The following is a 14,868-nucleotide window of genomic DNA, read 5'->3' on the forward strand; positions in this document are numbered from 1 at the left end:
AAAATGAAGGAAATCGTAATCAACCCAATTACGCGAATTGAAGGACACGCAAAAGTCGTCATACACCTCAACGATGATGCATCCGTCAGAGACGCAAGGTTCCAAGTTACCGATTTTCGGGGTTTTGAGAAATTCTGCGAAGGCAGACCCTACTACGAGATGCCCAGCATAACCTCCCGCTCCTGCGGAATTTGCCCCGTCAGTCACCTGCTTGCCTCAGTTAAAGCCTGCGACCAAATCGTAGCCGTAAACGTGCCCACAACCGCAGTACTTCTTCGCCGCCTCATGCATATGGGTCAGATAATTCAGTCACATGCCCTAAACTTCTTTCACCTGTCTGCCCCAGACTTCCTTTTGGGCATGGACGCCGACCCCGCCACCAGAAACATCTTTGGTTTAATTGCCAAAGAACCCGAGATTGCCCGCCAAGGAATCAGACTGCGTAAGTTTGGACAGGAAATCATCGAAAATGTTGCAGGTAAAAAGATTCATAGTAGCGAGTGGGTGGTTCCAGGAGGCGCCAAGTGGCCCCTAACTAAGCAACGCGCCGACTACTTGTTGTCAAATTTGCCTGAAGCCTTAACCATAACCCTCAAAACCATCGCCATGTTCAAGGAGTGGCTTTCTAGCTGCACTGAAGAAGTGGAAACCTACGGAGACTTCCCCTCCCTCTACATGGGGCTAGTGACCGCAGACGGCGGATTGGAACTGTACGATGGCAACCTGCGCATCGTTGACAACGACGGCAAAACCGCTGTTGACCACGTTAACCCCGACAAATACTACGACGACATCGGCGAAGCGGTTGAACCCTACAGCTACATGAAGTTCCCCTACTACAAACCGCTGGGGTACCCAGACGGCATGTACCGCGTTGGGCCTCTGGCTAGACTAAACGTGTGCAGCCACTGCGACACACCTTTAGCCGACCAAGAACTGAAGGAGTTTAAGAAGCTGGGCAAAAACGGCATCGTCCAAAGCACCTTCCACTACCACTACGCTCGACTAATTGAAGCCTTGTTCTGCGTAGAGAAAACCAAAGAGTTGCTTAGCGACCCCGAGATTTTGTCGGAGCGGGTCTGCCGCAGAGTCTACGTCAACAACTATGAAGGCGTAGGCATCGCAGAAGCCCCCCGAGGCACCCTGATTCACCACTACAAAGTTGACCCGCAGGGTATGATACAGAAAGTCAACATGATAATCGCCACGGAACACAACAACCTCGCTTACAACAAAGCCGTCACGCAAGTCGCCCAGAAATACGTCAAAGCCGAAAGCCTCCAAGAAGGCATGCTAAACCGCGTCGAAGCCGTCATACGCTCCTTTGACCCCTGCTTAAGCTGTGCTACGCATGCTGTTGGGCAGATGCCGCTGGAAGTGCAGTTGATTGATAGCCACGGGAAACTGTTGGACCGCAAAATCCGCTCTCCCCTCTAACCTCCCTTTCTTCCTTTGTTCCTAAGAGAATCCGCTTTTACGAATTTGAACTCAAACAAATCTTTAGGGTATTCCCCTACATTTTTTGTGGCGCTGTAATCCCAATCAGGTTCAAAGCGTTACTCAGCACGATGCGTATGGCGTCAGTTAAGGCAAGGCGCGCGTCGGTGAGCTCCTGCGATTCCGCCTTAATCACAGGCAAAGCGTTGTAGAAGGTGTTGAATTTGTCTGTCAACGCATTGGAGTAGTCGGCAATCATGTTGGGTTTAAGGTACTCGGCGCATTCGATGAATACGTCGGGGAAGCTGGCGACTGCTAAAACCAACTCATGCTCCAAACTCTCGCTAAGCAGGTTGTAGGCGGGTTTCTCGGGTTCTTTAGCGGCTTTGCGTAGGATGCTACACGCTCTGGCGTGTGTGTATTGCACGTATGGGGCGCTGTTGGTTTCGAAGTTCAAGACGCGGTCCCACGTGAAAACCACCGGTTTGCCTGGGTCAACGTCTACCAGTGCGTAGCGGACGGCGCCGATGCCTACAAAGCTGGCGATGTCGTGTTTCTCCTCTTCGGTCAGTTGGGGGGAGCGCTTCGAGACTTCTTCGAATGCCCGTTGAACCGCTTCGTCCAAAACTTGGTCGAACGTGATGTAGTGTCCTCGGCGGCTGCTCATTTTGTACCCTGGCAATGTTACCAGGTTGTAGGCGAAGTGCACAAACTGTTGTGCTTGCTGCTCAAAACCCAAAGCGTACAGTGCAATTTTTAGCTGCAGCTGCGCCAAGGATTGCTCCATGCCAATCACGTTTATGACGCGTTGGGCGTTGGTGAATTTCCAAAGTGTGTAAGCTACATCTCGTGTGGTGTAAAGGGTGGTGCCGTCGGCTCGAACCAACGTCAGGGGCGGAACCTCCTGCTCTTTGCGTAGCCCCAGCTTTACCCGCAGGTCTTGGGTGTCGACGACTTTTTTTGCGTCAAACTCCAGCACGCCGCCTTCGCTGAAAACGTAGCCTGACTCCTGCAGCTGCTGCATGACCTTGCTGACTTGGCTGCTCCATACAAAGTCGCTTTCCCAATCCCAAGAATCATACAAAACCTGAACCCGCGCTTGGGTTTGGCGGAAACCTTCAAGGCATAGGTCGCTGACTTCGCGGATGAGTTGCTTGGCGTTGGGTTCGCCGTCTTCGTAGGCGCGGTTTAGGCGGCTGATTTCCTCTTCAGGGTTGGCGTCTTGGCTGATTTTCTCTGAAAGCGCCGCAAAAAGGTCGGGGTGTTTTTGTTCTAGTTCCGCAGCGATGGTTACCCACTCCTCAAGGTCCTTACCGATTTTTGCGGCGTCCTCGCTTGCGGCTGCTTTTGCTTGTTCAAGTTGCCGTTTAAGGCGGTTAATCTCCACCAAGCATGCGGTTATGGTGTATATTTTGCCCACGAAAAGGTCGGCTTTTTCGGTAGGTGCAGGTTTGCCCAGTTTATCGTATCCGTAGGCGACTACGCTGCTTTGGCGTCCCACATCGTCAATGTAGTAGTGTCTCGAAACCTCATGCCCCCTCTGCGCGAGCAGCCGCGCCAATGCATCGCCCAGCATGGGGTTGCGGGCTTGCCCAATATGAATCGGATGCAGTGGGTTGACGCTGGTGTGCTCCACGATGATTTTGGTTGGCGTGTCGGTTTTGATAAATCCATATTCGCCGCCAAGCTGCCGTATCGACTCCAAGGTCAACGCTGAAAACTTGGCAAAGTCCACATAAAAGTTCACGTAGCCACCTGCGGGCTCCACCTTCGCAACCAACGTGAACATGGTTTTGTCTGTGGCTTGGGCGACTTTTGCGGCGAGGTCAGCGGGTTTCTGCTTGTGTTTCTTGGCAAGTTCGAAGCAGACGGAGGATGCCAGTTGTCCAAAGTTGGGGTTCGAGGGCTTATTCATGGGTAGTGTTTCAAAGGTGGCCTGAGGAAACTCCTTTTTTAAAGCGTGAGCTAAGATGGTTTGGCATTCTTGTCGAAAGTCGGCAAAGGGGTTTAGGCAGACCATGCGTTTTCCTCAGGGAATTTACTTTAAGCTTTTATTTGGATGCGGTATTTTTAACTTAAACCTCACTTATCTACGTATGGATGCACCTCGCCATGAAAACCCCCATTGTCTACTCCGAGAATTGCCTGGGCTACGGCACTTGGCACATTGAAGGGCCTCAACGCATCAAAACCGCCCAAGAAATCCTCCAAGCCAAAGACTACACGTTTTTGGAGCCCCAACCTATACCCGAGGATGACCTGTTTGAAGTGCACGACGCTGACTATCTCTGGAACCTAAAAAAAGGCTTAGTTGACGACCCCGACACCCCCGCATACGCAAACATCTACGAGTTTGCCCGCTTAAGCGCAGGCGGCGCATGTTTAGCCGCTAAGGTGGGCGGTTTTTCGCTTATGCGTCCCCCTGGGCATCATGCGGGAAGAAATGGTCCTGCTTTAGGCGCCATGACCCGTGGGTTCTGCTACCTAAACAACATCGCCCTTGCCGTGAAGTCTCTTGGCAAACCCACGCTGATTTTGGATGTGGATGGGCATCACGGTAACGGGACTCAGGAAATTTTCTTGGGGAACTCTGATGTGTGGTATGTTTCTGTTCATCGGCATCCTCATTTTCCAGGCACAGGTATGTTCACCGAAGGCAACTGCATCAACTTTTCCCTAAAAGCAGACTGTGGAGAACGGGTGTACTTGGAGGCGCTGGACCAAGCTTTGGGCAAAATGGATTTAGCAAGATTTGAGGCGGTGGCGGTTTCAGTTGGGTTTGACACTCACCTGGGAGACTTGGCGTCGCTGGGCTTAACTGAAAGCTCCTACAGGCAGATAGGGCGACGAATCGGCGCTTTAGGTAAGCCGACGTTTTTTGTCATGGAGGGCGGCTACCGCGGCGAAAACAACGGCGCCGACATTGACCAGCTTCTGTCGGGCTTTGAAGAACAAAACAGCCTTCTAAAAACACCTTAAACCTTCAGGGTATAAACTAGTGGGAAGAGGCAAAAGCCCCTGAAATTCTGAATTTTCGACTCCGCTACTTTATCTTTTTATCTTTAGATTTCTTGTTGAGCGCTTCGAGTTTCTCGGCGACTTTGAGGCTTCGCTGCTCTGCTTCAGCAAGCAGGGGCTTCCAGTTTTTGTCCCTGACGGTGTTGGATAACTCTTCGCATTGAGCAGGCATCTTTTCAACTGCAGCATTGAATCGTCCTTCCGCTTCCTCGTCAGTGGAAACCAACTCTAAGGCATCTTCGGGGCAGAACTCAACACATTGAGGTTCACCGCCGCAGAGGTCACAGACTATGGCCAAACCTGATTCGGAGCTAATGGTGACTCCACCGTATTCGCAGGCTTGAACACACCAGTCGCATCCTTTGCATTTATTTTCATTAACCATGATTAGACCAGTGTCTTCAGCTTGGCTAAGGGCTTTTTCAGGGCAGGAAGTTACGCATTTGGGGTCTTCGCAGCTTCGACATGCTAAGGCAAAATTGAACAGGGGCTTCATGCGGACAACGCGGATTCTTGCCTGCAACGGGGTGGATTGACCTTTTTCTATGCTGCAGGCGTACTCGCAGATTCCGCAACCGGTGCATTTGGAGGGGTCAACGGAGACGAATTTTCTTTGAGTGAACTTGGGTGGCATTTCTGTAATCAGATTAATTTGCGCTATCTAAATATTTCGTTAAAAACCCCGCTAAACAAACGTCTAACCACCTCGTGTTTTTCGAATCACAAGTGTGTTATGCCCTCGTAGAGCACTTTTATGCTGAACGCTTTCTGCAGCGGCAGATGCGAGTGCACCGGTTTCTCAACTTTACTGCATCACACGCCGTCCGCTCATCGTTGTCTGCCGCTGGAGCTGGGGGAGCGTTTCTATTTTTCATTGAAGAATTGTCTTGCTCGGCTCGCCAACTCTTCGGGTTGCTCCACTGCTTCGCCGTCCCAAAGCAGGTATGGGGCTGCCCACGCGTCGGTGTAGTTCCATTGCTGAATTCCGGGGCGGCTGATGATTCGCAAATTCACGTCAAAATAGTCCAGATGCTCATCCATCGGTCCTGAGGCAATGATGATGTTAAAGCAGCCGTAGCCCTGTGCATGGTAAAACTGCAGCACCTGCGAGATGCCCTCTGCCAACCCCCGCCACTCCGCTTCGCCAAGCTCCATGAAATTGGCTTTTTTGGGCACAACCGCCTGTACTTCATTCATGCCTCGCAGCGGCGCAAACGGCACCAACCACTCCACGCCTTCCCTGCTGAACAGGTAGCGTTCGCCGTCTTTCTCTGCCGCCAAAAGGTCACTCCAAAAACTGTGCCCTCTATACTCAAAGTATGTTTTGCTTTTCTGCAGCATCAGGTCAACGAGGTAGAAGGGGCGGTCGCGGGCAAGAATTTGCATGTGGGGATGGAAGATACTGGAGCCTGCAGGAGGCAAAAAGTTAAACGCAAAGGCTGGGAACCGCGCGGAGGGGTCAACTTCGCTTAGCCGCTTTAGGTACTGCATGGCGCCCAAGAAGCCGTCAAAGAGCAGTTGGGGCGTGAACTCGTCTAGCCGCAGGCTGTGGCTTTGGGACAGAATTGCCAGAATGCTTTGTTCTGCGTGTCCCAGCAGGTTAGGAATTATTGTGGCTTGTCCGCTGACGATTCTGCCCTCCGGAAGAAAATCCTGCGTAAACATTGGGGTTTTGGAACGCACGCTTTGGGGGCAGAAGGGACAAGTGGCTTTGGTTTTCTCCACAAGCGCCTCCAGCAGCTGGGGCTCAGAGGGCTGGAATTTGCTGACGTAGTTGAGCATACCCGCAATGACGGTGGTGTTTCTGCCCGTCAACGGGTCAGTGCGGTACTCAAAAGTGATGGTTTCTTCCTCAAAATTCTTCAAGGGACTGCGAATCTTGGATTGTTTAACGACTTTTTGGAACTCAATCAAGGCGGAACCCCGATTGCTATGCTGTCAGCTAAGGCTTAATGCTTTTCTCTTCTAACCAGCGGAGTGGCTGCTGCGTGGTTATTCGATGGTGATTTTTTGCTCTTTCTGGTCTTTTTTAAGCGGAATTTCTATGCTTAGCAAGCCGTTGTCAAATTTGGCTTTGGTCACGTCGGTGTCGGCAGGGTGCGCCAGCAGGTAGCAGCCCAGAAATTCGATGTCGCCTCGGGGCGCGCGCACACAGAAGCTCTGGTCAGAAACCGACAAATCCACATCCTCCTTCTTGACGCCGGGCAGCTCAACCTGGATGTAGTAGAATTTTTTGTCGTGGTCCATAAACGCGTTGGGCGTAAGAGTGGGCTTCTTTTCTCTCTTGGGTTTGGACATAACAAAATTAGCCTCACAAAAATATACTGAATATATCAATGGAGATACTGCCTTTTAAATTCCTTTTGATCTTACTTATGTTTTTTTGGAGACTCCCTTTCCACCTGATGTTTTGTCGCTGAGTGCTAGTCTAAACAGTACGATGTCATTGTGAGATCGATGAATCCCAAAATTTAAAAGTTAGAAATTGTGAAAACTTCTACAGGGCTCTTGGGAAAAATATCGACTGATAGGTGTGATAGAATGGGGATATTTTATGAAAATCTCGACGAACGAACGCGTGAATTTATGGTTAAGGAAGTAGAGACTGACGTTTCAAATGGGGACTTGTACCTAAGTTCTCGTCTTACTTCTGAAGGGCAATTGAATTGGGCAACTCTTCTGAAAGAAGCAATCTGCAATTATGATGATGATTGGCTTGCAAATGAACTTCTTAACCGAGGGTATATTCGGAGTCATGAATCCCGAAGGACGCGTTCTGGAGGTACAAGTCTCGTTAAAGTCCCCGTAACTGCCCATGAAACGCTTGCTGAAGGTGAATTCAATCGCTATTATGCTAGAGGCCTCTGTGCAAGGGCACTTGCTGACGGAATGTTTGATGTGGAAGTATGTAGAGGCAAGGTTGTCCAAACTCCGAGACCGGAATCGCAAGCAAAAATTGGCAGAAAAATTAACGCCAAAACTTTGAGAGAAGATTTGAGCCACTCGATTGGTGTGGAACCGGCGCTCGGGATTCCGCCAGGACCTAATTCTGGACTTACAATTCGCCTGCCAAAATAGCTCTTTATATTTTTCTTTCTTTGAAGCTCCTTTTTTGCGGGATAACAAATTTCAAATATTACCCCCTTTATCACTTCTAAGAAAAGGTGCACATTAATGAGTGACTCATACTTCCAAAAGAAGCTTCAACCCATCCACGTGAAGCCCAAAACCGTCAACGAGCTCCTCACTGAGATGGCAAAAACCGCCTACCAAGGCAGAAAGCTGGGCGAAGCTGTGGACATCTGGGAAAAGATGGTCAAAGACGAAAACCTCACCATCGTGATGGGGTACGCGGGCAGCATGGGCACCGCAGGGCAATGGACCATCGTGAACTGGCTTATCGAAAACCGCTTCATAGACGTGCTGGTCAGCACCGGCGCAAACGTGAGTGAAGACATCGTGGACGCCATGGGCTTGGGGTACTGGCAGGGCAACCACATGGTCAATGACCAGGAACTTCTGGAAGCCGACGTGAACCGCTACTACGACGTGTTTGGCAAAGAAACCGACTACCGCAAAATGGAGGAGTTAGTCACCGACTTTGTTATGACCCTCAAAACCGATTACCCCTACAGCAGTGCCGAATTCTTTTACCTGCTGGGCAAGTACCTGAGCGAAAAGAACATCCCCGCCATAGCCGCCAAAGCCTACGAAAACGGCGTCCCCATTTTCAGCCCCGCGTTTTTGGATAGCGCCTACGGCGAGACCATTCTTATGGCAAAAAACAACGGGCACCCAATCGTTGTGGATTCCGCCAAAGAGTTTGAGCAGTTTGTCACCATCGGAACCAAAACCAAAGACGTAGCCGTAGTGTACATCGGCGGAGGCGTCCCCAAAGACCTCACCCAACTCATCGCAATTTCGGTTTCTCCCATGACTAAAGACCAAGGCGTGGACGGCAGAAAAGGCGGCCTGCGCAAAAGCCTACAGGAATACTACTACCCGCACAAGTACGCCATCCAAATCACCACCGATGCACCACAGTGGGGAGGCTTAAGCGGCTGCACCCTAGAAGAAGCCATCAGCTGGGGCAAAATCAACAACCAAGACAACACCCGCGCCGTCTGCTACAGCGACGCCACCATCGCACTGCCCCTGATAACCCACGCACTCTGCGAACGGGTACAGACAAAACGGAAAGGCCCCGACTTTAGCTGGATTTTCCAAGGCGTCCAATAACGCCTCTTTTCCTTTCATGTTGCTTGAAAGAATCTGCTTTCTATTCGCCGCAGCCAAGCAGGTGCTTTTCGAAGGGAATAGATAAGGGTTGCCAACACGGCTATTTCTATTGCTAACCCGAAGGGCAAAAACCAAACCATAACGGCAGGAACACCCCCTTGAATCAAAGCCATGGCAAGCAAACTGCATAATGCGCCCGTAACAGCAATAGAAACCACTATTCCAATGATTATGAAGGCTTTAACTGTGGGCTCCAGTGAAGTTTTTTGTTTGTGCTTTGCTATGGTTGCGTATTTTTTGTCTTCTTCGGTGACTTCCAACTCTAAACGCCCTATTTGGCGAAATGCCTTTTTCCCTAAGGAGGTCAAAACGTAGTGGCGGTCTCCGTTTTTCTCTATTAACCCCTCTAACTGTTCGAGGTGGTAGTTCATTTTGCCTGTTGAAAGCCCAAGCTGGTTAATCAACTCTGTATAAGAAACGCCGTTATTGTCTTCTAAAATCTTGATTATTCTGCGTCTCATCGGATTTGAGAGTGCTTGAAACACAACTGATTCAATTTCGTCGTGTTCTTTCATTTTAACCCCGCTGTTTGTTAGGGGGGGTTTGGGGTTAAATCATTTTTTGACAAGTTTTCCTTGACAAATAATTCTGTCAAGGCAGGGTTTGTTTCTGGCCAAGTCGACTCAGCAGCGAACCCAACATTAGAGGCATTACCATGGTGATGTCGCCCTCTATCATTGTGCGTTTGGCTTTTTCGCTGATTTTTCCCCATGAAACCGCTTCCCGCGGTCTGGCGCCACTGAGGCTGCCGTCCCACTCGTCCGCCGTGCTCACGTAAACCACGTAGTCTAAGCCGTCCTTGAACTGGTTCCACCAAATCGTGTGATGCTTGCTGATGCCTCCGCCCAAAATTAGGGCACCCGTTTTCTCTGCATCAAAAATGGTGTTGCTCAGGTCGCCTTCGTCTTTGAGCAGGTTGATGCGGAAGTCTTTGTGGTCCTGGCTGAAGAACCAGAGTTGGTAGCCGACTGCGCCGTCGGTTATGCCCGGCACGTAGACGGGGATGTTGTTTTTGGCTGCCCAGTAAAGAATGGAGGTTTCGTCACAGCAGCGTAACCCGATTTCGCGGCAAAGCTCAGCCGTTGAAAGTTCACGTTTGCCTTCCTTGTAAAGCTCAGCGAGCATGGCTTGAATTTTCTGTTCCAGAATTATGCCGTAGCTGTCGTTGGGAACCAAAACGTTGCCCAGACGGTTGACGCCTTCACGGTGCAGTTTGGAGTCGCGCATCATGAAGCTGCCTTTGTAGTAGTCTTTCCAGCAGCGTGCCACGTCATGGTCCAGAGTGCCGCAGGTGGTGATTACGATGTCAACAAGTTTGCGTTTAACCAGTTCTTTGATGACGCCGCGGGTGCCTGTGGCGATTATGTCTGCGGGGAAGGAGAGGAACTTGACACAGCCCTTCTCTTTAATCATGTCCTCCAAAATGCTTACGCCAGTTGCGAGCTTGCCCGCCGTGAAACCCCACGCAGCCTCCATTTGGTTGACAAGCTCGTCTACGCTCATGTTTTCGGTGATTTGGTAATCTTTAACAGCTTCCTTCATGAAACATCAACCTTCGCTGATGGTATTGCAGTGTCTGAGTTAGGATAAATACGTGTCGAAAACGAAAAGGAAGCTGGGTTATTGGGTGAGGTAGTTGATTATGCGGCTGTAGAGGTCTTTTTCCCGCGCATCTTCGTATCCTGCGTATATGCTGGGATTGTCGTTAATTTCCACGGCAACAAAGTCGCCGTCTACCTCTTTTAGGTCCACCCCATAAAGCCCTTTGCCCACCACGCTGCATGCCTTCAAAGCCACTTCCCGCAGCCGCGGCGGGATGGTTTCTTTCTTGAGCGCAACCGTTCTGCCCCACGTGAACGTCGGCTTGCCGCGTAATTTGGCGCCATGTTTCCATCTGCCTTTAGGAATCATGTACTTGCACACATACAAGACATCATCATTAAGTACGCCTACTCGCCAATCAAACGCTGTCGGCGTAAACTTTTGCACTGCCAACACGTCGCTTTTCTTAAAGAACCGCTTAGCCACCGTGCGGAAGCTGGTTTCACAGGCAGCTTTCTCCACGTACTTGCTAAAACTTGTATAGGGCGCTTTGATGACTACGGGTTTTCCGAGTTCCGCGAAGATACTGTTGATTCTTTTATGATGCAGCTCGTCTCGGCTTAGAAAAACGGTGGGTATGTGGGGCACATTAAACCTTTCGAAAAGCGCGTACTGGTGAATTTTGTTGCCGCAGATGGTTATCGATTCAGGGTCATCAATGACTCTTAAGCCCAGCTCCCACGCGGTTTTAGAAACCACATACGCTGCGTTAAGCGGGTCAGTTGTCGCCCGAATAAAGACCGCGTCAAACTTGGACACGTCCGAGATGTTATTTCGAAACAGGAACTGAAATTCTTGCCCCTGCTTTTCAGCTGTGGCTTTAAAGTTTTCCAGCGCAGTTTTCTCTCGCGGATCAGAGAAGTTATATTTTTCTACAAAACAGGCAATCTTAGACACCGAAGGGTTCACCTTGCTCCAAAAGGAGCGAGACCTCTTTGGATATTCTTTCTATATCTTGTTTTGAAAGCTCCTCTTTATCAAGAGCTTGGAGTCCACACAGGTAAGTGTTGTCGGGGGTTTTCTGAACATGCAGTTTACAGAGCGGAATCTTGAATAAGTCGTAAACTTGCTGGCTTATGCGTTGGGTCTGCTGGTCCTGGTCGGGGCATTTGCCAAAAAAGCTTTTGATAGTTACGATTTGACCTTTAAGAGGTTGAGCGCAGACTGCGAACTTGTAGTTCATGCCCAAGCTTTTCACAGCTCGGTAAAGAGCGCTTTTGTTGTTAGCAGTTTTGTAGCCTTCGTGGATGAAGGGGTTGACCGCGAAGAGCACCAGCGGGAAGCCAAGTTCAGCGGCGATTTTTGTAACCAAATCCGTCACGATGAAGGGTAGCGTTGGAATCCCTGCTTTTGAGGCTCTTAGAAGCAGCAGCGGAGTGCGGTTTGAATCAAGAATGTTTTCACAAGATGGAATCACTCTGTTTCCTAAAACTTCAGCGTGAAGCGAAACATAGTATCCTGTTTTTAGGTAGCGGTAGTCGTTGTTTAAGTTAAGGACTGGTTCTTTTGTATCTGCACTTAGAAATATCGCGGGCTTCATTATTTGCGAATCCGCTGTTAGGTCGATGTTAGAGACGACCAACACTCATGTGACACCAGATAATCAAGTGGTCGATACTCGCAAGGTATATTTAAAATTAACTGTGCACTTTGATGCAGCCAACATCACAACCTCTTCCAATGCTCTGATGAAACCCACATCGCGATTAAACTCGCAACCCTAACCAACCCGTTTTGATTTACTCTTTATATACCTGACAATTAGTGTCTAATATCAAAGAGGAACTGCCACGTACAAAACGCTCGAAGTCATGGGGCCCGAACATGAATTCTCCATAGTAAACGGCGACCTCAAAGCCTTACCCATAACGGACCAAATTATCAAACGCTACTGCGGTAAACTCCTCAACTTTGTTGAGTTGCCTAACTTCACGTTTGGCAAAGAAATGCAGCTGCACGTTATGGAGCTGAAAGCAAACAAGCCTTTTCCATCGTCCCAGCTTTTTGAAGAAACCATGCAAACCGCCGTAACCACCCTTTCTGGTTTTCTGGAAAAACAGTTCAGTGCGCATCTTCTTGGCACGGGTATGCATCCCTTACTGAACCTTGACGGAACTGGCATATGGCCTCATAGGCACCGAAAAATCTACGAGGCATACGGCAAAGTCTTTAACCTGAAACAGCATGGCTGGCTTAACATCCAAAGTTTCCACCTCAACTTACCCTACCAGAAACAACCCGATGGCGTTCTTTTGCATAACTTGCTCGCAAACATGTGTCCGTATTTACCGGCGGTTTCGGCGTCTTCCCCCATCTACGAGGGGGTTTTACGGGAGAAGGTAGACAACCGGTTGACGTTTTACAAAGCAAACCAGCATGAGGTCGCGGCGGTTTCTGGAGATGTGGTTCCCGAGTACGTTTCATCGTTTAACATGTACCGCACCGACGTGATTGGTCGTTACTCGCGGGATTTAGCTAACGCGGGCGCCCCTGCAACGTTGCTGTATAAGGAGTGGGTTAACTCGCGGGGTGTGATTTTCCGTTTTGACCGCTGCGCCCTTGAAGTGCGGGTGATGGATGAGCAGGAATGCATAAAATCTGATGTTGCTCTAAGCTGCTTTGTCCGCGCTGCCCTGCGGGGAATGCTTTTGGAGTCACCCCAGTTTTTGCCCCATGACCTTCTGGTTGAGGACTTTAACTTGGTTCTTGCTGAGGGTTTGAATGCTCAGGTTCGGCATCCACGGGGTCCAACTGCCCGTAGTGTCTGTCAACACCTGTACACTGTTGCATGGGCTAATGCAACTGCTGAAGAGAAAACCTATCTGCCCCTTGTCAAAAAACGTATTGAGCAGGGTAACTTATCAGATGTCATCAGAAAAGATGTGTTGAAACGTGCTCAACACACGGATTTCATGGACGCAATAATAACCGTATATTCAAAGCTTATAAGATGCCTTGCAACTAACCAACCCTACTTCTAACCTCAGGAGAAAAAACAATGTCGGAAGACCAAAACGGGAAAACCTATTCTTTCGATGTATGCTCTCAGTGCAGCATGATTTGCTGCCAAGACGCTAATCCCCCCCTAACTTCTAACCGCAGAAAAATCTTGACTGAATACGTAAAAGCACAAAATCTTTCAGTCACCGAACTCTTTGCGGGAACAGACTATTCTCATCCCGCAACTGATTCGGATGGTGTCTGCGTGTTTTACAACAAGAAAACTCGAAGGTGCATGGTGCATCCGGTTAAGCCTGAAACCTGTCGCGCGGGCCCTATAACTTTTGACATAAACCTGCAAACACGCAAAGTTGAATTTTACCTGAAGGAGGGTAAAATTTGTGCTTTTGCGCAGTTTTTGTTTGAGAATGAGGAAAATCTTAAGCAACATTTAGAAGGGGCTAAGCCAGAGATTATGAGGTTAATTTGTGAATTGGATGTTGATGAATTGAAAGCCATTTTAATGATTCCTGAGCCTGAAACTTTCAAGGTTGACGAGAATGAATTGCCCAAAGAAGTTGCAGAGAAACTTGGAATCGAGCATTAAACGTGGGCTGTTTTGCATCAAGTTAATAAGTATAGGCGTGGTTAAAACAACGGAGAGAGAAAAATGGTCCTAAAAGATGTAGAGCGCAAAATGCTCTCAGAACTGATTAAAAATTCGAGACGAAGCGACCGAGAATTAGCGAAAGCCATTGGAATTTCACAACCCACCGCTACCCGAATCCGAACAAAACTAGAAAAGGAAGGCTACATTAAAGAGTACACCACAATCCCCAACCTGAGTAAAACCGGTTTCGGATTACTTGCTCTAACCTTCCTCAAACTGGACGTCAAACACACTTTGCAATCAAGGGAGATTGGCGATTTCAAGCGAGTACATTATGAGGCCGTATCAAAAACTCCAAGCGCATTGATGTTTATCAAGCGCGGCATGGGTTTAGGGTATGACGCTGTGATTATGTCTCTTCATCAAGATTACCCTTCATGCGATAAATTCCGAACCTTCGTGAGACAAAGCATGATGGAGCGGATAATAAGCATGGACACTTTTTTGGTAAATCTTGAAGAGGAGCAAAACAGCCTCCCCTTTAGTTTTAACCTGTTAGCCAGCCAAATGTTAGCTTCGGTGGATAAAAAAAGTGCCGAGCAATAACCCGGGGCTCCTTTTTCAGAGAAACCCTGCTTCCTTAAGCTTTAGTGCCAAGGCGATGTTGCCCTTAAACTGCACCTTCCCCGTGAAAAACGCTTTCTCAGCGCTAATTCTGTCGTTCACTAAATCCAAGTAATCCTTCTCCGCCATCCTCAACGACAAGTTAGGCGAAGGATGAACGCCTTCTTTGATGTCTATTTTTTGGTCTTTGATGACGACAATCCAGTCTCCTCCGTTCTCGCCCTTGATGCTTACCTGAACGACAACGTCTACCCCGGCAGCTTTGCTTGCGTCAAATCTTTCGGGTAGGGTTTTTTCAAAAAACTCTCTTGCTGTATTTACTTGCATTTTAAATCTCC

At 49.1% G+C, this 14,868-nt stretch carries 16 protein-coding genes; 7 read left to right on the forward strand and 9 right to left on the reverse strand.

Annotated elements, in window-relative coordinates:
- Window positions 1-3 precede the first annotated feature (3 nt).
- Window positions 4-1,437 carry a Ni/Fe hydrogenase subunit alpha gene (locus ACBZ72_12025; protein XES76886.1) on the forward strand — a complete coding sequence of 478 codons (1,434 nt, stop codon included), beginning with the start codon at window positions 4-6 and terminating at the stop codon, window positions 1,435-1,437.
- Window positions 1,438-1,513: 76 nt separating this feature from the next.
- Here the strand turns inward: ACBZ72_12025 and ACBZ72_12030 are convergent, their stop codons facing one another.
- Window positions 1,514-3,457, reverse strand: coding sequence for an arginine--tRNA ligase (locus ACBZ72_12030; protein XES76887.1), 1,944 nt, complete (start codon window positions 3,455-3,457; stop codon window positions 1,514-1,516).
- 92 nt (window positions 3,458-3,549) lie between these two features.
- Between ACBZ72_12030 and ACBZ72_12035 the strand changes: the two genes are divergently transcribed.
- Window positions 3,550-4,416, forward strand: a complete 867-nt coding sequence (locus ACBZ72_12035) for a histone deacetylase (protein XES76888.1) — start codon at window positions 3,550-3,552, stop codon at window positions 4,414-4,416.
- Window positions 4,417-4,480: 64 nt separating this feature from the next.
- Here the strand turns inward: ACBZ72_12035 and ACBZ72_12040 are convergent, their stop codons facing one another.
- The 3 genes from ACBZ72_12040 to ACBZ72_12050 form a co-directional block, all read right to left on the reverse strand.
- Entirely contained in the window at window positions 4,481-5,089 is a 609-nt protein-coding gene (locus ACBZ72_12040; protein ID XES76889.1) for a 4Fe-4S dicluster domain-containing protein, read from the reverse strand.
- 230 nt (window positions 5,090-5,319) lie between these two features.
- Complete coding sequence (locus ACBZ72_12045) at window positions 5,320-6,369, reverse strand: hypothetical protein (protein XES76890.1); 1,050 nt, start codon at window positions 6,367-6,369, stop codon at window positions 5,320-5,322.
- 78 nt (window positions 6,370-6,447) lie between these two features.
- Window positions 6,448-6,753, reverse strand: a complete 306-nt coding sequence (locus ACBZ72_12050; GenBank protein ID XES76891.1) for an Hsp20/alpha crystallin family protein — start codon at window positions 6,751-6,753, stop codon at window positions 6,448-6,450.
- Between the two features lie 243 nt (window positions 6,754-6,996).
- Between ACBZ72_12050 and ACBZ72_12055 the strand changes: the two genes are divergently transcribed.
- On the forward strand, window positions 6,997-7,533 hold the full coding sequence (locus ACBZ72_12055; protein XES76892.1) for a hypothetical protein: 537 nt from the start codon (window positions 6,997-6,999) through the stop codon (window positions 7,531-7,533).
- 96 nt (window positions 7,534-7,629) lie between these two features.
- Window positions 7,630-8,694, forward strand: a complete 1,065-nt coding sequence (locus ACBZ72_12060) for a deoxyhypusine synthase (GenBank protein ID XES76893.1) — start codon at window positions 7,630-7,632, stop codon at window positions 8,692-8,694.
- A gap of 14 nt (window positions 8,695-8,708) precedes the next feature.
- Here ACBZ72_12060 and ACBZ72_12065 read toward each other — a convergent pair whose 3' ends face one another.
- From ACBZ72_12065 to ACBZ72_12080, 4 genes are all read right to left on the reverse strand, one after another.
- Window positions 8,709-9,269, reverse strand: a complete 561-nt coding sequence (locus ACBZ72_12065; GenBank protein XES76894.1) for a winged helix-turn-helix domain-containing protein — start codon at window positions 9,267-9,269, stop codon at window positions 8,709-8,711.
- A 76-nt stretch (window positions 9,270-9,345) separates the two neighbouring features.
- Window positions 9,346-10,296: a deoxyhypusine synthase gene (locus ACBZ72_12070; GenBank protein ID XES76895.1), complete on the reverse strand. Its 951-nt coding sequence runs from the start codon at window positions 10,294-10,296 to the stop codon at window positions 9,346-9,348.
- 78 nt (window positions 10,297-10,374) lie between these two features.
- A complete protein-coding gene (locus ACBZ72_12075) occupies window positions 10,375-11,253 on the reverse strand; it encodes a RimK family alpha-L-glutamate ligase (GenBank protein ID XES76896.1) in 879 nt (292 codons plus the stop codon).
- Window positions 11,246-11,938 (reverse strand): RimK-like ATPgrasp N-terminal domain-containing protein, encoded by a 693-nt coding sequence (locus ACBZ72_12080; GenBank protein ID XES76897.1) that lies wholly within the window; start codon window positions 11,936-11,938, stop codon window positions 11,246-11,248. Before ACBZ72_12080 ends, ACBZ72_12075 begins: the two co-directional genes overlap by 8 nt.
- A gap of 229 nt (window positions 11,939-12,167) precedes the next feature.
- Here ACBZ72_12080 and ACBZ72_12085 point away from each other — a divergent pair, with 229 nt between their 5' ends.
- The 3 genes from ACBZ72_12085 (at window position 12,168) to ACBZ72_12095 (ending at window position 14,512) form a co-directional block, all read left to right on the forward strand.
- Complete coding sequence (locus ACBZ72_12085) at window positions 12,168-13,337, forward strand: glutamate-cysteine ligase family protein (protein XES76898.1); 1,170 nt, start codon at window positions 12,168-12,170, stop codon at window positions 13,335-13,337.
- Window positions 13,338-13,354: 17 nt separating this feature from the next.
- Window positions 13,355-13,903 carry a YkgJ family cysteine cluster protein gene (locus ACBZ72_12090; protein ID XES76899.1) on the forward strand — a complete coding sequence of 183 codons (549 nt, stop codon included), beginning with the start codon at window positions 13,355-13,357 and terminating at the stop codon, window positions 13,901-13,903.
- Between the two features lie 63 nt (window positions 13,904-13,966).
- Window positions 13,967-14,512 (forward strand): Lrp/AsnC family transcriptional regulator, encoded by a 546-nt coding sequence (locus tag ACBZ72_12095; GenBank protein ID XES76900.1) that lies wholly within the window; start codon window positions 13,967-13,969, stop codon window positions 14,510-14,512.
- A gap of 15 nt (window positions 14,513-14,527) precedes the next feature.
- On the opposite strand, the gene ACBZ72_12100 is transcribed toward ACBZ72_12095, so the two are convergent.
- On the reverse strand, window positions 14,528-14,857 hold the full coding sequence (locus tag ACBZ72_12100) for an SCP2 sterol-binding domain-containing protein (protein ID XES76901.1): 330 nt from the start codon (window positions 14,855-14,857) through the stop codon (window positions 14,528-14,530).
- Window positions 14,858-14,868: the final 11 nt, after the last annotated feature.

The sequence above is a fragment of the Candidatus Bathyarchaeia archaeon genome, assembly GCA_041447175.1.
GTDB lineage: Archaea > Thermoproteota > Bathyarchaeia > Bathyarchaeales > Bathycorpusculaceae > JADGNF01.

Bases quoted from the DNA above. Each gene is read 5' to 3' on its own strand.
- ACBZ72_12065 (XES76894.1), bottom strand. From the start codon at position 9,269: ATGAAAGAACACGACGAAATTGAATCAGTTGTGTTTCAAGCACTCTCA.
- ACBZ72_12070 (XES76895.1), bottom strand. From the start codon at position 10,296: ATGAAGGAAGCTGTTAAAGATTACCAAATCACCGAAAACATGAGCGTA.
- ACBZ72_12060 (XES76893.1), top strand. From the start codon at position 7,630: ATGAGTGACTCATACTTCCAAAAGAAGCTTCAACCCATCCACGTGAAG.
- ACBZ72_12050 (XES76891.1), bottom strand. From the start codon at position 6,753: ATGTCCAAACCCAAGAGAGAAAAGAAGCCCACTCTTACGCCCAACGCG.
- ACBZ72_12055 (XES76892.1), top strand. From the start codon at position 6,997: ATGGGGATATTTTATGAAAATCTCGACGAACGAACGCGTGAATTTATG.
- ACBZ72_12095 (XES76900.1), top strand. From the start codon at position 13,967: ATGGTCCTAAAAGATGTAGAGCGCAAAATGCTCTCAGAACTGATTAAA.
- ACBZ72_12035 (XES76888.1), top strand. From the start codon at position 3,550: ATGAAAACCCCCATTGTCTACTCCGAGAATTGCCTGGGCTACGGCACT.
- ACBZ72_12090 (XES76899.1), top strand. From the start codon at position 13,355: ATGTCGGAAGACCAAAACGGGAAAACCTATTCTTTCGATGTATGCTCT.
- ACBZ72_12040 (XES76889.1), bottom strand. From the start codon at position 5,089: ATGCCACCCAAGTTCACTCAAAGAAAATTCGTCTCCGTTGACCCCTCC.
- ACBZ72_12085 (XES76898.1), top strand. From the start codon at position 12,168: ATGGGGCCCGAACATGAATTCTCCATAGTAAACGGCGACCTCAAAGCC.
- ACBZ72_12030 (XES76887.1), bottom strand. From the start codon at position 3,457: ATGGTCTGCCTAAACCCCTTTGCCGACTTTCGACAAGAATGCCAAACC.
- ACBZ72_12025 (XES76886.1), top strand. From the start codon at position 4: ATGAAGGAAATCGTAATCAACCCAATTACGCGAATTGAAGGACACGCA.
- ACBZ72_12100 (XES76901.1), bottom strand. From the start codon at position 14,857: ATGCAAGTAAATACAGCAAGAGAGTTTTTTGAAAAAACCCTACCCGAA.